We start from the raw sequence: 22,106 nt of genomic DNA on the forward strand, positions 1-22,106 counted from the left end.
GTTCGTTTTCCTTTATGCGGGTACAGGCTACTCGCTGACGATGCCGACCGGCGCCGTTTCGATCCTGAATGCGGCCGAGATCAGCGCCTTGGTATAGTCGGTCTGCGGCCGTTCGAAAATCTGTTCGGACGGGCCGGCTTCGACGATCCTGCCATTGCGCATGACGATGACGTCGTTGGCAAGCGCACGGATGACCTTCAGATCGTGGCTGATGAACAGATAGGCGAGGTCGTGCTTCGCCTGCAGGCTGCGCAGGAGGTCGACCACCTGCGCCTGGACGCTCATGTCGAGCGCCGAGGTCGGCTCGTCCAGCATGACGAAGCGCGGGTTGAGCACCATGGCGCGGGCGATGGCGATACGCTGGCGCTGGCCGCCGGAAAACTCGTGCGGATAGCGATTGCGCGTGGCGGGATCGAGCCCGACTTCCCCGAGCACATCGACAATGCGCTTGTCGCGCTCATCGGGCGACAGTTTTGGCTCGTGGATCTTCAGCCCTTCCTCGATGATCTCGGAGACCGACATGCGCGGGCTCAACGACCCGAACGGATCCTGGAAGACGATCTGCAGTTCGCGCCGCAGCGGCCGCATGGCGTTGAATGACAGCTCGTTGATGTCGCGCCCGTTGAACTGGATGGTCCCGGTCGACGAGATCATCCTGGCCAGCGCCAGGCCGAGCGTCGTCTTGCCCGAGCCGGATTCGCCGACGACGCCGAGCGTCTGGCCGGCGCGCACAGTGACGTCGATGCCGTCGACCGCCTTCACATTGTCGACGGTGCGCCGGAAAAAGCCTTTCTTGATCGGAAACCAGACTTTTATGTCCTGGCCGGTCATCACTGGCCTGGCGGCCGCGTTGGCGGCCGGCGGCTTGCCCTTGGGTTCGGCCGCCAAAAGGTGCCGCGTATAGCTGTGCTGCGGGCTGGCGAAGATTTCTTTCGTCGGCCCGGTCTCGACGATCTTGCCCTTGGTCATCACACAGACCCGGTCGGCGATCTTTCTGACGATGCCGAGATCATGGGTGATGAACAGCATCGACATGCCTTTGCGGCTCTTCAACTCCGCCAGCAGTTCGAGGATCTGCGCCTGCACGGTGACGTCGAGCGCTGTCGTCGGCTCGTCGGCGATCAGCAGTTCCGGCTCGTTGGCCAGCGCCATGGCGATCATGACGCGCTGGCGCTGGCCGCCGGAAAGCTGGTGCGGATAAGCGTCGAGCCGCTTCTCCGGCTCGCGGATGCCGACCTCGTTGAGCAGCTCCAGCGTGCGCGCCTTGGCCTGGCGGTCGCCTAGCCCCTGGTGCAGCGTCAACACCTCGACGATCTGCTGCTCGATCGTGTGCAGCGGGTTGAGCGAGGTCATCGGCTCCTGGAAGATCATGGTGATCTTGTTGCCGCGCACACGGCGCAATGCCTTCTCGTCGGCAGCGAGCAGGTCGGCGCCCTGGAACAGGATCTTTCCCGACGGATGGCTGGCGGCGGGATAGGGCAGCAGCTTCAGCACCGACAGCGCCGAGACCGACTTGCCGGAGCCGGATTCGCCGACCAGCGCCACCGTCTCGCCCTTGGCGATGTCGAAGGAGATGTGGTCGACGGCCATCGACTGACGGCCTTCCTGCGCGAAGGCGACACTGAGGTCGCGCACCGAAAGGAGAGGGGCTTCGCTCATCTGAACGTCTTGCGCGGATCGAAGGCGTCGCGGGTCGCTTCGCCGACGAAGACCAGCAGCGACAGCATCAGCGAGATGACGACGAAGCCGGAAATGCCCAGCCATGGCGCGTTGAGGTTGCGCTGCGCCTGCTTGAGGAGCTCGCCCAGCGAGGCCGAGCCGGGCGGCAGGCCGAAGCCAAGGTAGTCGAGCGAGGTCAGCGTCGAGATCGAGCCGCTGAGCAGGAAGGGCAGGAAGGTCAGCGTCGCCACCATGGCGTTGGGCAACAGATGCCGGAACATGATCGTACCGTTGGGTACGCCCAGCGCGCGCGCGGCGTTGACATATTCGAAGTTGCGGGCGCGCAGGAACTCGGCCCGCACTACGCCGACCAGCGCCACCCAGGAGAACAGCAGCATCAGCCCGAGCAGGATGAAGAAGCCGGGCGGCAGGATGGCGGCGACGATGAGGAGCAGATAAAGCACCGGGATCGCCGACCAGATTTCTATGAAACGCTGGAACAGAAGGTCGGTCCAGCCGCCGAAATAACCCTGCAATGCGCCGGCCGTCACGCCGATCACCGCCGAGCCGGCGGTGAGGATAAGGCCGAACAGCACCGAGACCCTGAATCCGTAGACGACGCGCGCCAGCACGTCGCGGGCCTGATCGTCGGTTCCCAGCCAGTTCCAGTTGCCGATGACGCAATTGGGGTCGGCGGCACCTTGCGGATACTGGTTGCAACGTGTCTGGACGTCGTAGAGCCAGGACGGCTTGGTCGGCGCCGCCTCCGGGATGGCGTTGTTGACGGTCCGGTAGGAGTAGCGGACCGGTGGCCAGATCATCCAGCCATGGGCATTGATCTCGTCCTGGATGACCGGGTCGCGGTAGTCGGTGACCGCATAAAAGCCGCCGAACTTCTCCTCGGGATAAGCGACCACGACCGGAAACAGGATTTCGCCCTTGTAGGAGACGAGGACCGGCTTGTCGTTGGCGATCCATTCGGAAAACAGCGACAGCACGAAAAGCACGAGAAATATCCACAACGACCAGTAGCCGCGCCGGTTGGCCTTGAAATTCTGCAGCCGCCGCTGGTTGAGCGGCGACAGCCAGGGCCGTGCGATCCGCTCCGGCGCCGTTTCGGCTGCGGCCCCGGCCATCAGACGTCCCTCCGCTCGAAGTCGATGCGCGGGTCGACCCAGGTATAGATCAGGTCGGACAGCAGCCCGACGATCAGGCCAAGCAGCGAGAAGATGTAGAGATTGGCGAACACCACCGGATAGTCGCGCTCGACCACCGACCTGAAACCGAGCAGGCCGAGGCCATCGAGCGAAAAGATGTTCTCGATCAGCAGCGAGCCGGTGAAGAAGGCCGAGATGAAGGCGCCGGGAAAGCCGGCGACCACGATCAGCATGGCGTTGCGGAAGACGTGGCCGTAGAGAACCCGCCGTTCCGACAGGCCCTTGGCGCGCGCGGTCACCACATACTGCTTGCGGATTTCCTCGAGGAACGAATTCTTGGTCAGCAGCGTCGTGGTGGCGAAGGCCGACAGCACCAGCGCCGTCAGCGGCAAGGTCATGTGCCAGAGATAGTCGACGATCCGCGCCGGCCAGGACAACTGGTCCCAATTGTCGGAGGTGATGCCGCGCAGCGGGAACCAGTCGTAGAACGATCCGCCGGCAAACAGCACCATCAGCAAGATGCCAAACAGGAAGCCCGGAATGGCGTAGCCGACAATGACGACGCCGCTGGTCCATACGTCGAATGCCGAGCCGTCCTTGACTGCCTTGCGGATGCCGAGCGGGATCGAGATCAGGTAGGACAGCAGCGTGATCCACAACCCGATCGAGATCGACACCGGCATCTTCTCCAGGATCAGATCGATCACTGAAATGTCGCGGAAATAGCTGTCGCCGAAATCGAACCGGAAATAGTTCCACAGCATCATGCCGAAGCGCTCGAGCGGCGGCTTGTCGAAGCCGAACTGCTTTTCCAGCTTGGCGATGAATTCGGGGTCGAGCCCTTGCGCGCCGCGATATCTCGAACCGGCATCGCCGGCCACGTCGAAATTGCTGGCGCCGGCGTCACCGCCGCCGCCGCCAAGGCGATCGCTGCCGCCCTGGTTGGTCAGCCTGGCGATGACCTGCTCCACCGGCCCGCCCGGCGCGAACTGGATGACGGCGAACGACACCGCCATGATGCCGAACAAGGTCGGGATCATCAGCAGGATGCGGCGCAGGATATAGGCGCCCATCAGAAATGGTCCTCCGTGAGGGAGAGCACCGCTTCAGGCCAATTGTCGACGCCAGCGCCGCCCCTCATTGTCCTACCGGACATTTCTCCCCGTATAGTGACGGGGAGAAAGGGGCTGGCCGCAATCTCGGCGCTTTTACTGCCACGCTTGTGATTGGCGAAACCATCGATGAAAGCGCCCCTCTCCCCGTCGCTATACGGGGAGAGGATGCCGGCAGGCAGGTGAGGGGCGGCGCCGGCGCCCGCAAAAAATTCACCCTTTGCCAATCTTTGCCGCCTTGTCCTTGTCGAACCACCACAGCGCCTCGACCGGAAAGCCGAAATCGGGCTTCTGCTCGGGAAAGCCGAACATGTCCCAATAGGCGACTCGGTGATTCGCGAGATAATATGTTGGAATCCAGTCTAGCCGCGCGCGCAAGACCCGATCGAGCGCTTTGAGCCCGGTGATCAGTTCGACCCGGCTCTGCGCCTTGCCGGCTGCCTCGATCAGTGCATCGATGGCCTTGCTTTCCGTGCCGGGATAATTTCGCATCCCCGGCGTTTTCGCCATCCGCGAGTCGTAGAGTATCTCCAGGCCGTCGGCAGTCGGCGTCGCCCCGATCGACCAGGCGAGCAGGGTGAAATCGAAATCGAAATTGCTCTGCCGCTGTTCATATTGCGTCGAATCGACCTGCCGGATCGAAGCGTCGACGCCGATCGTTTTCATGTTCTCGGCCCACGGCGACAAAAGCCGAACGATGCCGTCGTCCTCGGCCAGCATTTCCACCCGCAGTGGCTCGCTCTTTTCATTGACAACGAAATTGCCCGCCCGCTTCCAGCCGGCTTCGGCAAGCAGTCTCGAAGCCGCGCGCAGCAGCTTGCGGTCGTGGCCCGAACCGTCGGAGACAGGCTGCATCACCGCTTCGCCGAAGGTTTCCGGCGGCAACTCGGCTCGGAACGGCTCCAGCAGGGCCAATTCCTCGGGCGAGGGCAGGCCCTCGGCCTTGTAATCCGACCGCTCGAAATTCGATTGCGAGCGCTCGTAGGCGCCGTAAAACAGAACCCGCTTGGTCCATTCGAAATCGAAGCAATTGGCGATCGCGCGTCTGACGCGCACATCGCGGAATTGAGCACGACGCTGGTTCAGCGCGACAGCCTGCATGGATGGCGTTTTCTCGCCGGGAAATTCGCGTTTGACGACCCGGCCGTCCTTCAGTGCCGGAAAGTCGTAACCGGTTGCCCATACCCGCGAGGTAAATTCTTCGCGAAAATGCGTGTCCCCCTTCTTCAGGGCTTCAAACGCTGCCTGGCGATTGATGTAAAAATCGATGCGGATGCGGTCGAAATTATAGACGCCGCGGTTCACGGCCAGATCCCTGCCCCAATAGTCGGCGACGCGCTCATATTCGACGGTCTGTCCGGCCGCCACGCGCCCTATTTTGTAAGGTCCGGAGCCGAGCGGCGGTGTCATCGTCGAGGCATCGAAATCATTGACCGTATAAAAGGCTTTGGACACGATCGGCATGGCGACGATCGCAAGGATATTCTGCGCGGATTGTTTGCCGTTGAAGGTGAGGTCCACGGTAACCGGATCGGCCGCAACCGCTTCCGTCATATGCCGCAACGCCTGGGAGAGGTTCGGATGGCCCTTGTCCTTGTAAAGCTTCAATGCGAAGGCGACGTCCTCCGCGGTCATTGGCGAGCCGTCGTGGAAGCGTGCTTGCGGTCGTAGGCTGAAGCGGAAGCCATTGCGGTCCGGCGACAAGGTAACCGACTCGGCAAGCCGGCCATAGACCGCATCCGGCTCATCGAGTGCGCTAGCCATCAGCGAATCGAAACAGAGTTCGGTGCGCGGCGGCGATTCCCCTCTCAACACCAGGGAATTCAGCGTGTTGAACGTCAGGAAGCTCTGATTGAAAGTGGAGTTCGGCGGTGCGAAATTCATCTGGCCGCCCTTGGGCGCGTCCGGATTGACATAGTCGAAATGCGTGAAACCTGGGGAATATTTGAGGTCGCCGAAGGCCGACAGACCATGCAGCTTGACCCCCGTCGGGATGGCGGCGAAGGCGCGGCCGGGCAACAGCGCTGCCGTCGTGGCCGCGACGCCCAAGGCCAGAAAGTCGCGGCGGGCCAGCGAGACGCGGCGGGGGAGCGCCGCCATCAATTGCCACTCTTGTATTTTGCCGCCAGCGCGTTTTCCTTGTCCGCATCGATCCACCAGGAATTCTGGTCGACGCCGCTATAGGCCGGCTGCTTTTCCGGGATGCCGAACTTGTTCCAGTACGCTATCCAGACCGCCGACCGATGGTGTTGCGGCACGACATAGTAATTCCACAGCAGCACCCGGTCGAGCGCATGGGTGGCAGCAACCAGATCGTCACGGTCGGTCGCGAAGATGACGCGGTCGACCAGCGCATCGACGACCGGATTCTTGATGCCGGCGTAGTTGCGCGATCCAGGCGTGTCTGCGGACTTGGAACTCCAGAAGTCACGCTGCTCGTTGCCAGGCGAATCCGACTGCCCCAACTGCGATATGGTGACGTCGAAATCGAAATTGTTGAGGCGGTTGATGTATTGGGTCTGGTCGATCAGCCGCAGCGTGGCGTCGACGCCGATCTTGCGCAGATTGGCGATATAGGGACTGGAAAGGACCTGGTCGGTATCGTTCCAGCCGAGGATTTCGAACTTGAACGGCTCGCCTGTCTTGGCATTGACCATCTTGCCGCCCTTGATCACCCAGCCCGCCTTGGCGAAGAGATCGACCGCAGTCTTGAGATACTTGCGTTCCGCCTGCGGCGAATCGTAGACCGGCAGCTTGAATTCCTGGGTGAAGACTTCGGGCGGCAGCTTGTCGCGATATTGCTCAAGGATTTCCAACTCCTTGCCTTGCGGCAGGCCGCTCGATGCCAGTTCGGTGCCTTGGAAGTAACTGCTGGTACGGGTGTTGGAACCGAAGAACAACGTACGATTCATGGCCTCGAAGTCGAGCGGGTAAGTCAGCGCGGCGCGCACCAGACGATCCCCAAACAGCGGACGCCTCGTGTTGAGCATGAAGGCCTGCATCGGTTCGGGTGAGGCGGTCTTGAATTCCTGCTTGATAACATCGCCGGCCTGGACCGCCGGGAAATTATAGGCGGTGTTCCAGCGCCTCGAACTGTTTTCCGACCTGATGTCATGCAGTCCGCCCTTGGTGAAGGCCTGCCAGGCGGCATTGTCGTCGAGAAAGTAGCTGAAACGCTGCCTGTCGAAATTTTCTCGGCCGATCTTCACCGGCAGCTTGGCAGCCCAGTAGTCCGGAACCCTCTGCCAGATGATTTCAGAGCCCGGCTTGAAGCTGGCGATCTTGTAGGCGGCCGACCCCAGCGGCGGCTCCTGCGTCGGCCTGGTGATGTCGCGCTTCTTGCCGGTGGCGTCGGTACCTTCCCACCAGTGCTTTGGCAGCACGACGAGATCGCCGAGAATCTTGGGCAGTTCCCGGTTGCCCTTCTGGTCGAAATGGAATTCCACCTCGCGGCCGGAAACCGCGACCGCATCGGTGACATTCTCGAAATAGCGGCTGTACATCGGGCTGTTGGCCTTCAGCACCTGAAACGACCAGATTACATCGTCGGTGGTGATCGGCTTGCCGTCATGCCATTTGGCCCGCGGATCAAGTCGGTAGGTCGCCGACGAATAGTCGTCGGGATGTTTGTAGGCGTCGGCGATCAGCGGATGGCTGACGCTGCCTTCGTCAGTCGCCTGCTCCATCAGCGTGTCGTAGAGCAATCCGCCGCCGAACGGGGCGAAGCCAGCCGCGGCGGAACCCTGGACGATATAGGGATTGAAGCTGTCGAACGTGCCAAGCACCACCGAATTCAGCGAGCCGCTCTTCGGCGCGTTCGGATTGACGTAATCATAGTGCTGGAAGTTGTCGCCATATTTGGAGTCGCCGATCAGCGACGAGGTGGTGCGCCATTCATCCGCCAAGGCTGCCTGCGGGCCGCCGGCAAAAGCCGCCACAACCAGCATCGATCTGAGAAACGTTCGGCCAACCGTCATGCCTTCTCCTCTGTGCGATAGCTGTTAGCGGACAATCTAGTTCATTTGACGCTCATGAAAACCGCGACAGGCCGGCTTTGTCGCCGCACATGCGCTTTTCCAATTGAAAAAGCCGGGCTGAACCCGGCTTTTCTAAGAGTTTGTCCATGACAATTGCGTTATTGCGCTGGAGCCGGTGCGGGAGCAGCAGGGGCCGGAGCTGGTGCGGCCGGTGCCGCACCCTCTGCCGGCTTGGCCGGCGCCGCGCCTTCGGCGGGCGCGGCTGCATTCTCGGCCGAAGCGCCGGGTGTCGGCAGCGGCTTCGGATTGTCCGACAGCGTGCGCAGATAGGCGATGACGTTGGCGCGGTCCTCGTCCTTCGGCAGGCCGGCGAAGCCCATCGCCGTGCCCTTCACCAGCTTCTTCGGCGAAAGCAGAAAGTTATTGAGGTGGTCGTACGTCCATTTTTCCGCGCCGCCCTTGGAAAACTCTTTCATGCCGGCCGAATAGGCGAAGCCCGCATGCTCGGCGATGGGACGGTCGACGATATCCCAGAGATCAGGGCCGACCTTGTTCGGTCCACCTTTTTCGCCGGTGTGGCAGGCCTGGCACTTCTTGAACACGGACGCACCCGCCTCGACATTGGCGTTGGCCAGGAGGTCGGCGATCGGCTTGGCTTCGGCGGGGGCTGCCGGGCCGCCCTCGGCAGGCTCCTCGGTCGCCTCGATGGCGTAGCCGGGTTTTTCCGGTGCTGGGGAGGCGAACAGCGCGTCGGATATGATGCCGACCGAGAAGACGACGAACACGGTTCCGAGCAGGCCGCCGATCAGCTTGTTGATTTCGAAAGAGTCCATACGCCCCAGGCTCCCTTTTCCGGCGGACCGATCCGTCCACTCCGTCCGTCGGTAATCGTGAACCACCCCGCGAGGCAGTCAAATCGGGCGGAAACTAGGTCTTTTGCTCTGGCGTTGCAACACCTATAAGGGCGCTTCCAGTGAGACCTTTTGCCACTTTTCCCTTCCTCTTTTTCGGATGCTTCATCACCCGATGTCCACGCTGATCCTCATCCCGGCCCGCATGGCCTCAACCCGCCTGCCGGGCAAGCCGCTGGCCGACATCGCCGGCGTTCCGATGATCGTCCATGTCGCCCGCCGCGCCGCCGAGGCCGGGCTCGGCCGGGTGGTGGTCGCTACCGATACTGACAGCGTGGCGGACGCGGTGCGGACGCACGGTTTCGAGGCGGTGATGACGCGCGTCGGCCACGAATCGGGCTCCGACCGCATCTTCGAGGCGCTGGCCACGCTGGATCCCGGGCGCAAGGTCGAAACGATCGTCAATGTGCAGGGCGACCTGCCGACAATCGATCCCGACATCATCAATGCCGCACTGAGGCCTTTCGAGGATGCGACGGTCGACATCGCCACTCTTGGCATCGAGATCGTCCGCGACGAGGAAAAGACCAATCCGAATGTCGTCAAGATCGTCGGCTCGCCGCTGTCGGAGACACGGTTGCGGGCCCTCTATTTCACCCGCGCCACCGCACCCTGGGGCGAGGGGCCGCTCTATCATCACATCGGCCTCTATGCCTATCGCCGCTCGGCGCTCGAGCGCTTCGTCGCGCTGAAGCCGTCGCCGCTGGAACGGCGCGAGAAGCTCGAGCAATTGCGGGCGCTGGAGGCCGGCATGCGCATCGACGCCGAGATCGTGCAGTCGGCGCCGTTCGGCGTCGACACGCCGGACGATCTCGAACGCGCCAGAACCGTCCTTTCAACCTGAGACATCTGGACACCTGAGACATTTGGCATGCCTGAGAAAACCAACAGAATAGCCTTCCAGGGCGAGCCGGGCGCCAATTCCGACACCGCCTGCCGCAACATGTTCCCTGATATGGAGCCGTTGCCGTGTCCGACCTTCGAGGATGCTTTCAACGCGGTCGAGACCGGCAAGGCCGACCTCGCCATGATCCCGATCGAAAATACGATTGCCGGGCGCGTCGCCGACATCCATCATCTCCTGCCGGAATCGAAGCTGCACATCGTCGGCGAATATTTCCTGCCGATCCATTTCCAGCTGATGGTTCTGCCGGGCGTCAGGCGCGACGAGATCAAGACCGTGCACAGCCACATCCACGCGCTCGGCCAGTGCCGCAAATATATCCGCAAGAACGGCTGGAAGCCGGTGGTCGCCGGCGACACGGCGGGCGCAGCCAAGCTGGTCGCCGAGCTGAAGGACCGCACCATGGCCGCGCTGGCGCCGGCTCTGGCCTCGACGCTCTATGGGCTCGACATCATCGAGCAGAATGTCGAGGACACCGACAGCAACGTCACCCGCTTCGTCGTGCTGACCAGGAACAGGCAGTGGGCAGAACGTCCCTCGGCCGAGGCCAGGATGATGACGACGTTCATCTTCCGCGTCCGCAACGTGCCGGCCGCGCTCTACAAGGCGATGGGCGGCTTCGCCACCAACGGCATCAACATGACCAAGCTGGAGAGCTACCAGCTCGGCGCATTCACCGCGACCCTGTTCTACGCCGATATCGAGGGTCATCCCGACGATCCGCTGGTAAAACTGGCGCTCGACGAGCTTGCCTTCTTCTCGCGCGAAATGCGGATTCTGGGCGTCTACCCGGCCAGCCAGTCGCGTGAGCAGTGGAAGGTGGCGGACTAGCTCAGCGCCTTGCCAGGTGACGAGCATCGGGCGACATTGCTGCGATGTGGCTTCTGAAACTGACGCTCGCGGTCGCTGGATTGTATGCGGTGATTGTTGCGGTCGTGTATGTGCTCCAGTCCTGGCTGATCTTTCCGGCCGGCCTTGCGGCTTTCGGACCCGATCTGCCGGCTGGGGCCCGCCATGTCGAACTGGCGACAGAGGATGGCGAGCGCGTCGTTCTGGTCCGCCTGCCGGCAAGGCAGGCGCCGGCCGAGCCACGCCCGCTGCTGCTGGGGTTCGCCGGCAACGCCTGGAACGCCGACGCACTTGCCCTCATGCTGCACCAGTTATTTCCCGAACATGAGGTCGCTGCGCTGCACTACCGCGGCTATGCGCCGAGCAGCGGCAGCCCGTCGGCCGCCGCCCTGTTCGAGGACGCCCGACGCGCCCTTGACCAGCTGGCCAGCGATGCCAAAGCCGGCATCCTCGCGATCGGCCTTAGCATCGGCGCTGCGGTTGCGGCCGATCTGGCGACGTCCCGGCCGTTGCGCGGCATCGTCATGGTGACCCCCTTCGATTCGCTGAGAGAACTCGCCGCTCACCACTATCCCTGGCTGCCGGTGCGCCTCTTGCTGCGGCACCGCATGGAGGCAGCGGAATCTCTGCGCGACCTCGATGTGCCCACGGCCGTCATCACCGCCGAGAACGACACCATCGTACCTGCGGCGCGTTCGGCGCCCCTGCGCGAGGCTGCCCGCGACCTGCGCAGCCACATCGCCATAGCGGCTGGCCACAACGACCTCTATGACCATCCCGACTTCGCCGGAGCGCTACGCGCCTCCGTTGCGGCGGTCATGAGCGATTGAAAAACAATTCGCAGATGTCGGAATTCCGGCGCGACATTCGTCCTTTGCTTGCCGCAATCGAAGAAGGGAGACGACGAGATGAAGGCCTGCCAATGAGCCCCACCATCACCGCCTTTGAACGGTCGCCCGATCGCGGCAGGGGACTGGCGCGCGACATGCGTGTTCGCTGGGCGCTCGAAGAAGTCGGCCAGCCTTACAAGGTTCGTCTCGTTTCGTTCAAAGCGATGAAGGAACCCGCGCATCTCGCGCTTCATCCTTTCGGGCAGATTCCGACCTTTGAAGAAGGCGATCTCGCGCTGTTCGAGTCGGGGGCGATCGTGTTCCATATCGCCGAGCGCCATGCGGGCCTGCTGCCAGACGAGGCGAATGCCAGGGCGCGCGCAATCTCATGGATGTTTGCCGCGCTAAACACCGTGGAGCCGCCGATCCTTGAACGCCAAACCGCCGTGCTCCTGGAGCGCGACGAGACCTGGCACGAACAGCGCCTGCCTATGGTCGAAGATCGCATCCGTGACCGGCTGGGCGAGCTTTCCGGTCGTCTTGGCGATGCCGACTGGCTCGATGGCGCGTTCAGCGCCGGGGACCTGATGATGGTGCACGTGCTGCTAAGGTTGAGCGGGTCGGGTATACTGGACGAATATCCGAACCTCTCCGCCTATGTCGCCCGCGGCGAAGCCCGGCCCGCCTACAAGCGTGCTTTCGCCGCTCAACTGGCGGTTTTCACCGGCAAGTCACCAACTTGACTCAGCGGCGCGTAGTCGATCTCCAAAAACGCCGCGACTTCCGGGATCCAGCGGTCGCGGACGAAGGCGACGTGGTCGGGATGGTCGTTGTAGCCGGAATAGGCAGCCTGATCGGCGAACTCCATCGAGAAGCCGAAGCGATAATCGTTCTTCGGGCTGACCTGCCGCAACTGCTCGAATTTCTCGACGCCCGGTATCGCCGCCAGTATTTTGGCGTCTGCCAGAAATTTTGCCTCCTCGGCCGAGTTCTCCTTGTGCTTCAGCCTGAACACCACTGTATGACGGATCATTTTTGCTTCCCCTGCAGGCTATACGCTGTCGGCCCAGGCGCGGATGAGGTTGTAGGCGATCGCCCCCTTCGGCGGCGTGACCAGGCCGACCGGATGCTCGCGGGCCAGCATCGACAGCACCTCGTCGCGAAAGAACCAGCGGCAGTCTTCCAACTCGTTGAGGTCGGCCTGGATGTCGTCGTTGAGCGGCTCGCCGAAGCAGCCGATCATCAGCGAATAGGGAAACGGCCAGGGCTGGCTGGCGTGATAGACGACGCGGCCAAGCCGGATACCGGCTTCCTCCAGCGTTTCACGGCGCACCGCCGCCTCGATCGTCTCGCCCGGCTCGATGAAGCCGGCAAGCGCCGAATACATGCCGGGCGCGAAATGCCGGCCGCGGCCGAGCAGGCATTTTTCACGCGTCGCCGTCAGCATGATCGCCACCGGGTCGGTTCGCGGAAAATGCTCGGTGGCGCAGGCCGGGCAAAGCCGCTTGTAGCCGCCGGCCCGCATCGCGGCTTCAGCGCCGCATTTGCTGCAGAAGCGGTGGCTGGCATGCCAGGCGAGCAGCGCTGCTCCTTGCGCCATCGCGCCGGCCGCCGCCTCGTCGATCAGCCCCTGCATGTAGACCGAGCGATAGTCGATAGCCTTGGTCGTATCGGGCAGCTGTTCGGGGTCGATGCGGGCCGGTACGGCGAGCACCGGGCCGCTGTCGGAAAAACCGAGCAGGACGCCACGGTCGAGCGACGCCTCGAGCGGCCGGCTTTCCTCGGCGCCGAACCAGGGGTCGAAGCCGCCACCAATGAGCTTCAGGTAGAGCCGCCCGCCATGCATCAGCAAAAGCCTGGCTGAAGGATCGGCGAGCGCCTTTTCGACGGAATCGTCGGCGCGGTTTTCCGATTGCCGGTCGATCATGTTGCCGGCAAAGCCGACGAACTGGCTCGGCTCGCGCAAGGGCGCGTCAAACAGGCGGAAGCTCATCGAGACTCAACTTCAGGATGGACACGGGATAGGCTTATAGCGCCGCCTTTATCTTCTGCGCAAACCGGCGGAGGTCCGAGCGCTCGTAGGGCTCGCGCATACCGTGCCCCCACACCGGGCCCGGCCAGCCGGGATCGCCTTCCGAGCGCGCGATGACATGAACATGTAACTGGCGGACGATGTTGCCAAGTGCACCGCTGTTTATCTTGGTGCAGCCGGTCACGCTTTTCAGCGCCTGCGCCACCATATTGGTCTCGAAGGTCAGCATCGCCTGGTCGAGCGGCGTCAAATCATGGATTTCCTCCGCGCCCGGCCGCTGCGGCACCAGAAGCAGCCACGGCCAGCGGCGGTCGTTCATCACGCGCAACTCGCACAGGCCGAGCCACATCAACTGCTCGCTGTCGGCCTCCAGACGAGCATCCAGCGTGAATCCGGCCTCGAGGCCCGGCGACATCGGCGTTTCCTTCACTTTTGTAGTATTTTTTTACTCCATGGACGCTAGAGCGGCGGCCGTTAGCCCGCAAGAGGGCGGCAAGCGAATCAAGGCCTATCGTGGCGATGATGGTCCGGCGAAGGACTCAGGGTATGGCCTGCCAAGACTTTGGGCTGGAATGAAGTCACCATCTCGCCCCCTCTGGTCTGCCGGCCATGGCTTTCGTTCATCTGTTCTTGCTTTGTGCCGGCCGCTATGCCAGTAGTTTCAACATGGTGCTTATTCGCGCCAGCGATCCGCCTCCGAGGCGGTTTTTTTATTTTCTGGTTTCGCCGCCTGTCACTGCGCCCTTGCATTTCATCGCCGGATTGCCGATATGGAAAGCGGGAGGTTGGTGGTGGACGGTCCACTCGCCAACCGGGTCAGGTCCGGAAGGAAGCAGCCCTAACGAGCCCGGAACGGGTCATTGTTCCAGCCTCCCACCTCTTCGCCTTTCTCGCGCGACATTGACGGCGCCAAGCCCTGCGGGCGAAACTATGCGCAGGAATCGGCCGCCTTGAGCCGCGGCCCTTGGAGCTTTACGGGCGAATGAGCGAAGCCGGAAATTCGGGAACGGAAAAGGCCGCCGCCTATCGCGTTCTGGCGCGCAAATACCGTCCTGCCAATTTCTCCGAACTGATCGGCCAGGAGCCGATGGTCCGCACCCTCACCAACGCTTTCGCCACCGGCCGCATCGCCCAGGCCTGGATGCTGACCGGCGTGCGCGGTGTCGGCAAGACGACGACGGCGCGCATACTCGCGCGGGCCCTGAACTACAAAACATCGACCGTCGACCAGCCTTCGGTCGATCTTGCCGTGCCGGGCGAGCATTGCCAGGCGATCATGGAAGGCCGCCATGTCGACGTCATCGAGATGGACGCCGCCTCGCACACCGGCATCGACGACATCAGGGACATCATCGAGCGCGTGCGTTACGCGCCGGTGTCGGCGCGCTACAAGGTCTACATCATCGACGAAGTGCACATGCTCTCGACGCAGGCCTTCAACGGCCTGCTGAAGACGCTGGAAGAGCCGCCGCCGCACGTCAAATTCATCTTCGCCACCACCGAAATCAGAAAAGTTCCGATCACCGTTCTGTCGCGCTGCCAGCGCTTCGATCTCAGGCGTATCGATGCCGGCACGTTGGTCGCGCACCTCTCCTCGATCGCCGGAAAAGAAGGCATCGCGGTCGATGACGACGCGCTGGCGATGATCGCCCGTGCGGCCGAGGGCTCGGCGCGCGATTCGCTGTCCATTCTCGACCAGGCGATCGCCCATGGCAGCGGCGCGGTCAGCGCCGAAGCGGTGCGCGCCATGCTCGGGCTGGCCGACCGCGCCCGCATCGTCGACCTGTTCGAACATGTGATGAAGGGCGATGTGGCGGCCGCACTGGCCGAATTCCGCAACCAGTACGACACCGGCGCCGATCCGGCCGCTGTGCTGACCGACCTGGCCGAGTTCAACCATCTCGTCACCCGGCTGCGCTTTGTGCCGACAGCCCTCGAGGACGCCTCGCTGTCAGAGGACGAGCGACGGCGCGGCGCCGATTTCGCCAAGGCGCTGTCGGTCAGGGTGCTGTCGCGGACCTGGCAGATGCTGTTGAAAGGCATTCCCGAGGTGCAGTCCTCCAACCGGCCGGTCAGCGCCGCCGAAATGGTGCTGATCCGGCTGGCGCATGCCGCCGACCTGCCGACGCTGGACGAGGCGCTGAAATCGCTGGAGAGCGCAGCGTCGGTGCCGAATGGCGCGCCACGCTCGAATGGTGCGCCCGCAAGCTCTGGCCCAGCAAATCCCGGTAATGGTGGCGCCAGCGCCGTGGCGCAGGCGCGGATGCCGACGGCCAATGGCGGCGCCCAGACGATGCGGCTGGTCGAACCCGAGCCGATGCCTGCGCCTTTCGTTCCGGCGCCGGAGCCGGTTGCCGATGCGCCGCCAGTGCCGGTTAAATCGCTGGCCGACATCGTCGCCCTTGCCGACGCCCAGCGCGACATCGCTTTCAAGGTGCTGGTCAAGCGCTGCGTGCGCCTGGTGCGCATCGAGCCGGGCCGTATCGACGTCAGCCTGACCGATGACGCGCCGAAGATGCTGCTCAATGATCTGACCGCCAAATTGCGCGCCTGGACCGGCCGCAACTGGCTGGTGTCGCTGTCGAAGGAGGCGGGCGGCCAGACGCTGGCCGAGATGGAATCGACCAAACGCGAAAACGCCCTCCTCGATGCCAAGAGCGACCCGACCGTCGCCGCCATCCTGGCGCGGTTTCCCGGCGCCAAGATCATCGACGTGCGTATTCCCGACGCACCGGAAGCCGATGCGGCGGAGGCAGAGGTTCCGATCGAGCCGGCCACCGACGAAGACGAAACCTGAGCATGATTCCGAAGGGTGGGAGCCGGTTTTCGGAGAAGATCGTGCTTAAACAAGAAACAAGTCAATCGTAGAGGACAACGCGATGAAAGATCTTCTCGGCCTGATGGGCAAGGCGAAAGAAATGCAGGCCAAGTTCCAGGCCATGCAGGACGAGATCGCCACGCTGGAAGCCACCGGACAGGCCGGCGGCGGCTTGGTCAGCGTGACGCTGACCGGCAAATTCGAGATGAAGGCGCTGAAAATCGACCCATCGCTGTTCAAGGAGGACGAGGTCGAGATTCTGGAGGATCTGCTCCTCGCCGCCCACAATGACGCCAGGGCCAAGGTCGAGCAGATGATGCAGGAAAAGACCCAGGCGCTGACCGCCGGACTGCCGATACCGCCGGGAATGAAGCTGCCGTTCTAAGGTGCTGTATGCCGGTCGAGCGAGCCCATGGCTTTGGCCCGGCCGGCCACGCTGCGAAGGCTGCGACGCTCGAAGGTCATGCCGTTACAATGGCCGAAGAGCGCAGCGGTCAACGCCCGCCTGACGGCCAGCTGTGTCCATTAGGCAACTCCGCTCACTTAATAACGCTTTAGCCATCTTTTTGCCCGAAAGTGTCTCATTCTTGCCGCAACCAGGGGTGGGCTGGCGACAGAATGAGGGGATATCTTTGATCGTGACCCGATGGAAGACGCCGTTGCTACTCGGCGTCATCACCTCTCCACTGTTTTTGGCCGCCTGCAGTCAGACCACGCACGGTCTGTCCGTGGCCAGCCTGACCGATACCGTCAGATCCCGGCCCTACAATCACACGGCGAAGGACAAGGAGTGCCTCCAGCGCGCGATGTTCTTCGAATCCAACCGGTCGAGCCGCGACGGCATGATTGCTGTCGGCACGGTGGTGATGAACCGGCTGCGCTCCGGCAAGCACGGCAACACCATCTGCCAGGTGGTCGGCGAGCGTGGCCAGTTCGCGCCGGGCGTGATGACACGGCCGATGAATTCGAAGGCGATGCCCGATGTCGAGGAAGCCGCCGAGGCGGTGCTCAGGGGCGAGCGCAAGGCCAAGCTGAAGAACTCGATGTTCTTTCACACCGCCGGCCTGCGTTTCCCCTACAAGAACATGCACTACACCATGGTCGCCGGCGGCAACGCCTTCTACGAAAAGCGCGGCCGGAACTGGAAACCGCTGCCGGACGAGCCCACAGTCGCCGTGGCGCAGGCGACGCCGCGGCGGTCGCGCGCCGCACCGGTGACGCTCATGGCCTCTGCGGCGCCGGCCGCCAAGTTAACGCCGACCAAGGCAACCTATGTGACGGCGGTCGCATCGCAACCGGCAAAGGTTGTTCCAGGGAACGCAACGCCGGAGAAGGTGACCTTTGTGGCGATGCAGGAGCCGGACGCCGCCCGTTTCGGCGGCACCGCCGGTGCGCAACCACCTACGTCATTTTCGGCGGCGCCGGCCGAGCCGACGATGTCGTTTGAATCGACACCCGAGAACACCGATGCCATCGGTGCGATGATCGCCGGCCAGGGCAGGCCGATGGAAACCTACTGAGCTATCGATAGTCGACGTCGGCGCCGCCCCTCATCTGCCTGCCGGCATCTTCTCCCCGAATAGGGACGGGGAGAAGGGGCTGGCCGCAACCTTGGCACCTTCCTGCGACGCTTCAGGTTGGCGAAATCTTTTGCAAAGGCGTCCTTTCTCCCCGTCGCTATACGGGGAGAAATGCCCGGTCCACCCTCCGCAGCTGCTGCGGAGGACGGGCAGGGCAATGAGGGGCAGCGCAAACCTCAGCGATTGTTCGCAACAGCCGCGCCGCAGGAGTGTTCCAAAACCCATTGAAAAATCCTAAACCGATGCGATGTCGAAACGAATCGCCGGTCCCGAGATCGAACGCCTGATCCAGCTCCTGGCCAAGGTGCCGGGGCTTGGGCCGCGTTCGGCCAGGCGGGCAGCGCTTCACCTCATCAAGAAGAAGGAGCAGTTGCTGTCGCCGCTCGCCGCCGCCATGAACGAGGCGGTCGACAAGGTGCGCATCTGCTCGACCTGCGGCAACGTCGATACATCCGACCCCTGCATAATCTGCACTGATCCGCGCCGCGACGCCGGCACGCTCATCGTCGTCGAGGACGTGGCCGACCTGTGGGCGCTGGAGCGGGCGGCGGCCATGAATGTCCGCTATCACGTGCTCGGCGGCTCGCTGTCGCCGCTCGACGGCATCGGCCCCGAGCAGCTCAACATTCGCTCGCTGGTTGACCGCGTCGCCGGTGGCGAGGTCAAGGAAGTGATCCTTGCCGTCAACGCCACCGTCGAGGGCCAGACCACCGCGCATTATCTCACCGACCAATTGTCCGGCTTCGATATCAAGGTGACGCGGCTGGCGCATGGCGTCCCGGTCGGCGGCGAACTCGACTATCTCGACGAAGGCACGCTGGCCGCGGCACTGCGCTCGCGGACGGCGTTTTGAGGCTGTTGGGGGGAGGTATTCTTGAGATGATTGCGTTCTGTGGCGCCCCCCTCTGTCCTGCCGGACATCTCCCCCACTTGGGGGGAGATTGGCTGTCATCCCGGCTTTCGCAAACCTCCAGCGTTGGAGGAAAAGCGCCGTGGTCAAAGCTGCCAATCTCCCCCCAAGTGGGGGAGATGTCCGGCAGGACAGAGGGGGGCGCCACAGAACGCGGACTTCGCGGACTGGCGATTTTTTTGGTCGCGCTAACCGGACTTTTGATTTCCACCCCCGCCTACGCCACAAAAATCGACACCCAGTTCCGCGCCTGGCTCGACAACGACCTCTGGCCTGAAGCCAACGCCAATGGCATCTCCAGAAAAACCTTCGACGCCGCCTTCGACGGCATCAAACCGAACCTCAAACTGCCCGACCTGGTGATGCCGGGCAAAAAGGCGACGACGCCGAAAAAGCAGCATCAGGCGGAGTTCGGTTCGCCCGGCGCCTATTTCGCCGAAAAGACGGTTCGCGCCGTGACCGCTGGTGGCCGCACGCGCAAGGCGGCCAATGCCAGGACGATCGCCGCGATCGAGAAGCGCTACGGCGTGCCGGGCGAGGTGCTGCTGGCGATCTGGGGCCGCGAGAGCGGCTTTGGCGCGGCGAAGATGCCCTACGACGCTTTCGAAGTGCTGGGGACCAAGGCGTTCATGGCGACCAGGAGGGACTTCTTCCGCACCGAGCTTATGGCAGCGCTCGAGATCGTCGAGCGCGGGCTGGCCCCGGTCGGCGCGATGAAATCGTCATGGGCCGGCGCACTCGGCCAGCCGCAGTTCATGCCGAGTTCGTTCCTCAAACATGCCGTCGACTTCGATGGCGACGGTCGGGTCGACATTTGGAACTCGGTGCCGGACACGCTGGCCTCGATCGCCAACTACCTCGTCCATTATGGCTGGGTGAAGGGCCGCGGCTGGGGTTTTGAGGTGACGGTGCCGGAAGCGGTCTCCTGTTCGCTCGAAGGCCCGGACCAGGGCAAGCGGATTTCCGAGTGGGCTGATCTGGGCATCAAGCGCATCGCGGCAAGACCGGTCCCGGCGCGCGAATTGAAGGCCGAAGGCTTTCTTCTGATGCCGGCCGGGCGCAGCGGTCCAGCCTTCATCGTCACGCCCAATTTCTACGTGCTGAAGCAATACAACACCAGCGATCTCTACGCCCTGTTCATCGGCCACGGCGCTGACCGCATCGCCAATGGCGACAGCAATTTTTCGGGGCGCTGGGGTGCGGTCGGCGGGCTCCACAGGTCCGACATCGCCACCTTGCAGCGGGCGCTGGAGGCCGAGGGCTACGACGTCGGCAGCGCCGACGGCCTGCCCGGTTTCAAGACGCGCCGGTCGATCGGCAAATGGCAGACCAGGAACGGTCGCGCCGCCACCTGTTTTCCCGACGCCGACCTGGTCACCGCGTTGAAATAGGGCGACTGCGGGTGTCGCTTCCGGCGGTGGTGGCTGCCTGATCTGGCCCAACAAACAGCTTCGCAAATGCTCGTTGCCGCGCCTGAAGCCGCCGGATATGGTGAGGCCGAACTGGATAAAAATCACCAGGACGACCGGTTCAGGGTCACCGTTCGATTAGACGCCGCGCGTCCGTTGGACGCGCAAAGGACGCTCTAAGACTTTGAACTACACATCGTTCTTGCCGAAAATCGATTCCGATTTTCGGGCCGATGTGTCAAGTGAATGCCAAACCCTGAGCCGGGAACTCAGGTCAACAAAAACAGGGAACAGTTAAAAATGATGATGGAAAAGTTTGCTCTACGCTCCCGCTTCCTGCTCGCCGGCGCAGCCATGTCCGCGCTGCTTCTGGCCGGTGCGCCTGCCCTTGCGGTCACGCCGGCCGACACGCTGGTCGAGGGTTTCGCCATCGACGACATCATCTCGATGGATCCGGGCGAGGCGTTCGAGCTGTCGACCGCCGAGGTCACCGGCAACACCTACGACCTGCTTGTCCGCCTCGACTTGAGCGACACCTCCAAGGTCAAGGGCGATCTCGCCGAAAGCTGGACTGTCTCCGACGACGGATTGACCTACACTTTCAAGCTCAAGCCCGGCCTGAAATTTGCCTCGGGCAATCCGATCACCGCGGCTGATGTCGCCTATTCGTTCGAGCGCGCCATCAAGCTCGACAAGAGCCCGGCCTTCATCATCGGCCAGTTCGGCATCAATGGCGACAACGTCACCGAGAAGGCCAAGGCCGTCGATGATACGACGTTCCAGTTCACCGTCGACAAGGCCTATGCGCCGAGCTTCGTCCTGAACTGCCTGTCGGCAACGGTCGCGTCGGTCGTCGACGCCAAGCTGGTCAAGGAACATGCTGCCGCGGTGACGCCCAGCGCCGACTACAAATACGACAACGACTTCGGCAACGCCTGGCTGAAGACCGGCTATGCCGGCTCCGGCGCCTTCAAGCTGCGCGAATGGCGGGCCAACGAGGTCGTCGTCATGGAGCGCAACGACAATTACCACGGCGAAAAGGCCAAGCTCGCCCGCGTCATCTATCGCAACATGAAGGAAAGCTCGGGCCAGCGCCTGGCGCTGGAGGCCGGCGACATCGACGTTGCCCGCAATCTCGAGCCGAACGACCTCGACGCCATCGCCAAGAACGCCGATCTCACCACCACCAGCGCGCCGAAGGGCACGGTCTTCTACATCAGCCTCAATCAGAAGAACCCGAACCTCGCCAAGCCGGAGGTTCGCCAGGCCTTCAAATATCTCGTCGACTATGATGCCTTGAGCTCGACCATCCTCAAGGGCATCGGCGAGATCCACCAGACCTTCCTGCCAAAAGGCGTGCTTGGCGAGCTGGACGAAAATCCGTTCAAATTCGACCTCGCCAAGGCCAAGGAACTGCTCGCCAAGGCCGGCTTGGCCGACGGCTTCAGTGTCACCATGGACGTACGCAACACCCAGCCGGTGACCGGCATGGCGGAATCGTTCCAGCAGACGCTCGGCCAAGCCGGCGTCAAGCTGGAGATCATTCCCGGCGACGGCAAGCAGACGCTGACCAAATACCGCGCCCGCAATCACGACATCTATATCGGCCAGTGGGGCCAGGATTATTTCGATCCGAACTCCAACGCCCAGACTTTCGCCAGCAACCCCGACAATTCGGATGAAGGCAAGACCAAGACGCTGGCCTGGCGCAACGCCTGGGATATTCCGGACTTGACCAAGCAGACCGAATCGGCCCTGCTCGAGAAGGATCCGGCCAAACGCGCCGCAATGTATCAGGATCTGCAGAGGAAGATTCTCGAAACCAGCCCTTTCATCATCGTTCACCAGCAGCTGGAAGTGGCCGGCCTGCGCAAGAACCTCAAGGGTTTTGCGCTCGGCCCGAGCTTCGACACCAATTTCGTCAGCCAGATCACCAAGGAATGATGCCGGCGGACGCG

At 62.9% G+C, this 22,106-nt stretch carries 19 protein-coding genes and 1 other RNA gene; 11 read left to right on the forward strand and 9 right to left on the reverse strand.

Annotated features, from left to right (window positions below):
* Window positions 1-27 precede the first annotated feature (27 nt).
* The 6 genes from AC0L28_RS21470 to AC0L28_RS21495 all read right to left on the reverse strand — a co-directional run bounded on the left by AC0L28_RS21470 (window position 28) and on the right by AC0L28_RS21495 (window position 8,738).
* The gene (locus AC0L28_RS21470) at window positions 28-1,659 is read right to left on the reverse strand and encodes an ABC transporter ATP-binding protein (RefSeq protein ID WP_287184151.1); all 1,632 of its coding nucleotides are present in this window, start codon (window positions 1,657-1,659) and stop codon (window positions 28-30) included.
* Window positions 1,656-2,795, reverse strand: coding sequence for an ABC transporter permease (locus tag AC0L28_RS21475; protein ID WP_473480056.1), 1,140 nt, complete (start codon window positions 2,793-2,795; stop codon window positions 1,656-1,658). Before AC0L28_RS21475 ends, AC0L28_RS21470 begins: the two co-directional genes overlap by 4 nt.
* Window positions 2,795-3,889, reverse strand: coding sequence for a microcin C ABC transporter permease YejB (locus tag AC0L28_RS21480; RefSeq protein ID WP_027151652.1), 1,095 nt, complete (start codon window positions 3,887-3,889; stop codon window positions 2,795-2,797). Before AC0L28_RS21480 ends, AC0L28_RS21475 begins: the two co-directional genes overlap by 1 nt.
* Window positions 3,890-4,141: 252 nt before the next feature.
* Window positions 4,142-6,028: an extracellular solute-binding protein gene (locus tag AC0L28_RS21485; protein WP_473480058.1), complete on the reverse strand. Its 1,887-nt coding sequence runs from the start codon at window positions 6,026-6,028 to the stop codon at window positions 4,142-4,144.
* Window positions 6,028-7,905 (reverse strand): extracellular solute-binding protein, encoded by a 1,878-nt coding sequence (locus AC0L28_RS21490; protein ID WP_473480060.1) that lies wholly within the window; start codon window positions 7,903-7,905, stop codon window positions 6,028-6,030. Before AC0L28_RS21490 ends, AC0L28_RS21485 begins: the two co-directional genes overlap by 1 nt.
* Window positions 7,906-8,063: 158 nt before the next feature.
* Window positions 8,064-8,738, reverse strand: a complete 675-nt coding sequence (locus AC0L28_RS21495) for a c-type cytochrome (RefSeq protein ID WP_287226851.1) — start codon at window positions 8,736-8,738, stop codon at window positions 8,064-8,066.
* A 193-nt stretch (window positions 8,739-8,931) separates the two neighbouring features.
* Between AC0L28_RS21495 and AC0L28_RS21500 the strand changes: the two genes are divergently transcribed.
* From AC0L28_RS21500 to AC0L28_RS21515, 4 genes are all read left to right on the forward strand, one after another.
* The gene (locus AC0L28_RS21500; RefSeq protein ID WP_027151656.1) at window positions 8,932-9,660 is read left to right on the forward strand and encodes a 3-deoxy-manno-octulosonate cytidylyltransferase; all 729 of its coding nucleotides are present in this window, start codon (window positions 8,932-8,934) and stop codon (window positions 9,658-9,660) included.
* Window positions 9,661-9,687: 27 nt separating this feature from the next.
* Window positions 9,688-10,551 (forward strand): prephenate dehydratase, encoded by an 864-nt coding sequence (locus AC0L28_RS21505; protein ID WP_473480063.1) that lies wholly within the window; start codon window positions 9,688-9,690, stop codon window positions 10,549-10,551.
* A 44-nt stretch (window positions 10,552-10,595) separates the two neighbouring features.
* Window positions 10,596-11,399, forward strand: coding sequence for an alpha/beta hydrolase (locus AC0L28_RS21510; protein WP_473480064.1), 804 nt, complete (start codon window positions 10,596-10,598; stop codon window positions 11,397-11,399).
* A 92-nt stretch (window positions 11,400-11,491) separates the two neighbouring features.
* A complete protein-coding gene (locus AC0L28_RS21515; protein ID WP_287345369.1) occupies window positions 11,492-12,142 on the forward strand; it encodes a glutathione S-transferase family protein in 651 nt (216 codons plus the stop codon).
* On the opposite strand, the gene AC0L28_RS21520 is transcribed toward AC0L28_RS21515, so the two are convergent.
* The 3 genes from AC0L28_RS21520 to AC0L28_RS21530 are packed head-to-tail and all read right to left on the reverse strand — an operon-like array spanning window position 12,106 to window position 13,846.
* Complete coding sequence (locus AC0L28_RS21520; protein ID WP_287345325.1) at window positions 12,106-12,432, reverse strand: Dabb family protein; 327 nt, start codon at window positions 12,430-12,432, stop codon at window positions 12,106-12,108. The two genes, AC0L28_RS21515 and AC0L28_RS21520, sit on opposite strands and share 37 nt — an antisense overlap.
* A gap of 18 nt (window positions 12,433-12,450) precedes the next feature.
* Window positions 12,451-13,392 (reverse strand): NAD(+) diphosphatase, encoded by a 942-nt coding sequence (gene nudC, locus AC0L28_RS21525; RefSeq protein ID WP_473480066.1) that lies wholly within the window; start codon window positions 13,390-13,392, stop codon window positions 12,451-12,453.
* A 34-nt stretch (window positions 13,393-13,426) separates the two neighbouring features.
* Window positions 13,427-13,846: an HIT domain-containing protein gene (locus AC0L28_RS21530; RefSeq protein ID WP_023802081.1), complete on the reverse strand. Its 420-nt coding sequence runs from the start codon at window positions 13,844-13,846 to the stop codon at window positions 13,427-13,429.
* Window positions 13,847-14,211: 365 nt separating this feature from the next.
* Here AC0L28_RS21530 and ffs point away from each other — a divergent pair.
* The 7 genes from ffs (at window position 14,212) to AC0L28_RS21565 (ending at window position 22,092) form a co-directional block, all read left to right on the forward strand.
* Window positions 14,212-14,308: signal recognition particle sRNA small type (gene ffs, locus AC0L28_RS21535), an RNA gene on the forward strand.
* A 105-nt stretch (window positions 14,309-14,413) separates the two neighbouring features.
* Window positions 14,414-16,228, forward strand: a complete 1,815-nt coding sequence (locus AC0L28_RS21540; protein WP_473480068.1) for a DNA polymerase III subunit gamma/tau — start codon at window positions 14,414-14,416, stop codon at window positions 16,226-16,228.
* A gap of 82 nt (window positions 16,229-16,310) precedes the next feature.
* Window positions 16,311-16,634 carry a YbaB/EbfC family nucleoid-associated protein gene (locus AC0L28_RS21545; protein ID WP_065005911.1) on the forward strand — a complete coding sequence of 108 codons (324 nt, stop codon included), beginning with the start codon at window positions 16,311-16,313 and terminating at the stop codon, window positions 16,632-16,634.
* Window positions 16,635-16,881: 247 nt separating this feature from the next.
* A complete protein-coding gene (locus AC0L28_RS21550; protein ID WP_473480070.1) occupies window positions 16,882-17,769 on the forward strand; it encodes a cell wall hydrolase in 888 nt (295 codons plus the stop codon).
* A gap of 307 nt (window positions 17,770-18,076) precedes the next feature.
* The gene (gene recR, locus AC0L28_RS21555; RefSeq protein ID WP_287258240.1) at window positions 18,077-18,682 is read left to right on the forward strand and encodes a recombination mediator RecR; all 606 of its coding nucleotides are present in this window, start codon (window positions 18,077-18,079) and stop codon (window positions 18,680-18,682) included.
* 176 nt (window positions 18,683-18,858) lie between these two features.
* Window positions 18,859-20,130, forward strand: a complete 1,272-nt coding sequence (locus tag AC0L28_RS21560; protein ID WP_287258241.1) for a lytic murein transglycosylase — start codon at window positions 18,859-18,861, stop codon at window positions 20,128-20,130.
* Window positions 20,131-20,448: 318 nt separating this feature from the next.
* Window positions 20,449-22,092: an ABC transporter substrate-binding protein gene (locus AC0L28_RS21565; protein ID WP_473480073.1), complete on the forward strand. Its 1,644-nt coding sequence runs from the start codon at window positions 20,449-20,451 to the stop codon at window positions 22,090-22,092.
* Window positions 22,093-22,106 lie beyond the last annotated feature (14 nt).

Source organism: Mesorhizobium sp. WSM4847, assembly GCF_055811335.1.

Bases quoted from the DNA above. Each gene is read 5' to 3' on its own strand.
- AC0L28_RS21470 (WP_287184151.1), bottom strand. From the start codon at position 1,659: ATGAGCGAAGCCCCTCTCCTTTCGGTGCGCGACCTCAGTGTCGCCTTC.
- AC0L28_RS21475 (WP_473480056.1), bottom strand. From the start codon at position 2,795: ATGGCCGGGGCCGCAGCCGAAACGGCGCCGGAGCGGATCGCACGGCCC.
- AC0L28_RS21480 (WP_027151652.1), bottom strand. From the start codon at position 3,889: ATGGGCGCCTATATCCTGCGCCGCATCCTGCTGATGATCCCGACCTTG.
- AC0L28_RS21485 (WP_473480058.1), bottom strand. From the start codon at position 6,028: ATGGCGGCGCTCCCCCGCCGCGTCTCGCTGGCCCGCCGCGACTTTCTG.
- AC0L28_RS21490 (WP_473480060.1), bottom strand. From the start codon at position 7,905: ATGACGGTTGGCCGAACGTTTCTCAGATCGATGCTGGTTGTGGCGGCT.
- AC0L28_RS21495 (WP_287226851.1), bottom strand. From the start codon at position 8,738: ATGGACTCTTTCGAAATCAACAAGCTGATCGGCGGCCTGCTCGGAACC.
- AC0L28_RS21500 (WP_027151656.1), top strand. From the start codon at position 8,932: ATGTCCACGCTGATCCTCATCCCGGCCCGCATGGCCTCAACCCGCCTG.
- AC0L28_RS21505 (WP_473480063.1), top strand. From the start codon at position 9,688: ATGCCTGAGAAAACCAACAGAATAGCCTTCCAGGGCGAGCCGGGCGCC.
- AC0L28_RS21510 (WP_473480064.1), top strand. From the start codon at position 10,596: ATGTGGCTTCTGAAACTGACGCTCGCGGTCGCTGGATTGTATGCGGTG.
- AC0L28_RS21515 (WP_287345369.1), top strand. From the start codon at position 11,492: ATGAGCCCCACCATCACCGCCTTTGAACGGTCGCCCGATCGCGGCAGG.
- AC0L28_RS21520 (WP_287345325.1), bottom strand. From the start codon at position 12,432: ATGATCCGTCATACAGTGGTGTTCAGGCTGAAGCACAAGGAGAACTCG.
- nudC (WP_473480066.1), bottom strand. From the start codon at position 13,392: ATGAGCTTCCGCCTGTTTGACGCGCCCTTGCGCGAGCCGAGCCAGTTC.
- AC0L28_RS21530 (WP_023802081.1), bottom strand. From the start codon at position 13,846: ATGTCGCCGGGCCTCGAGGCCGGATTCACGCTGGATGCTCGTCTGGAG.
- AC0L28_RS21540 (WP_473480068.1), top strand. From the start codon at position 14,414: ATGAGCGAAGCCGGAAATTCGGGAACGGAAAAGGCCGCCGCCTATCGC.
- AC0L28_RS21545 (WP_065005911.1), top strand. From the start codon at position 16,311: ATGAAAGATCTTCTCGGCCTGATGGGCAAGGCGAAAGAAATGCAGGCC.
- recR (WP_287258240.1), top strand. From the start codon at position 18,077: ATGTCGAAACGAATCGCCGGTCCCGAGATCGAACGCCTGATCCAGCTC.
- AC0L28_RS21560 (WP_287258241.1), top strand. From the start codon at position 18,859: ATGTCCGGCAGGACAGAGGGGGGCGCCACAGAACGCGGACTTCGCGGA.
- AC0L28_RS21565 (WP_473480073.1), top strand. From the start codon at position 20,449: ATGATGATGGAAAAGTTTGCTCTACGCTCCCGCTTCCTGCTCGCCGGC.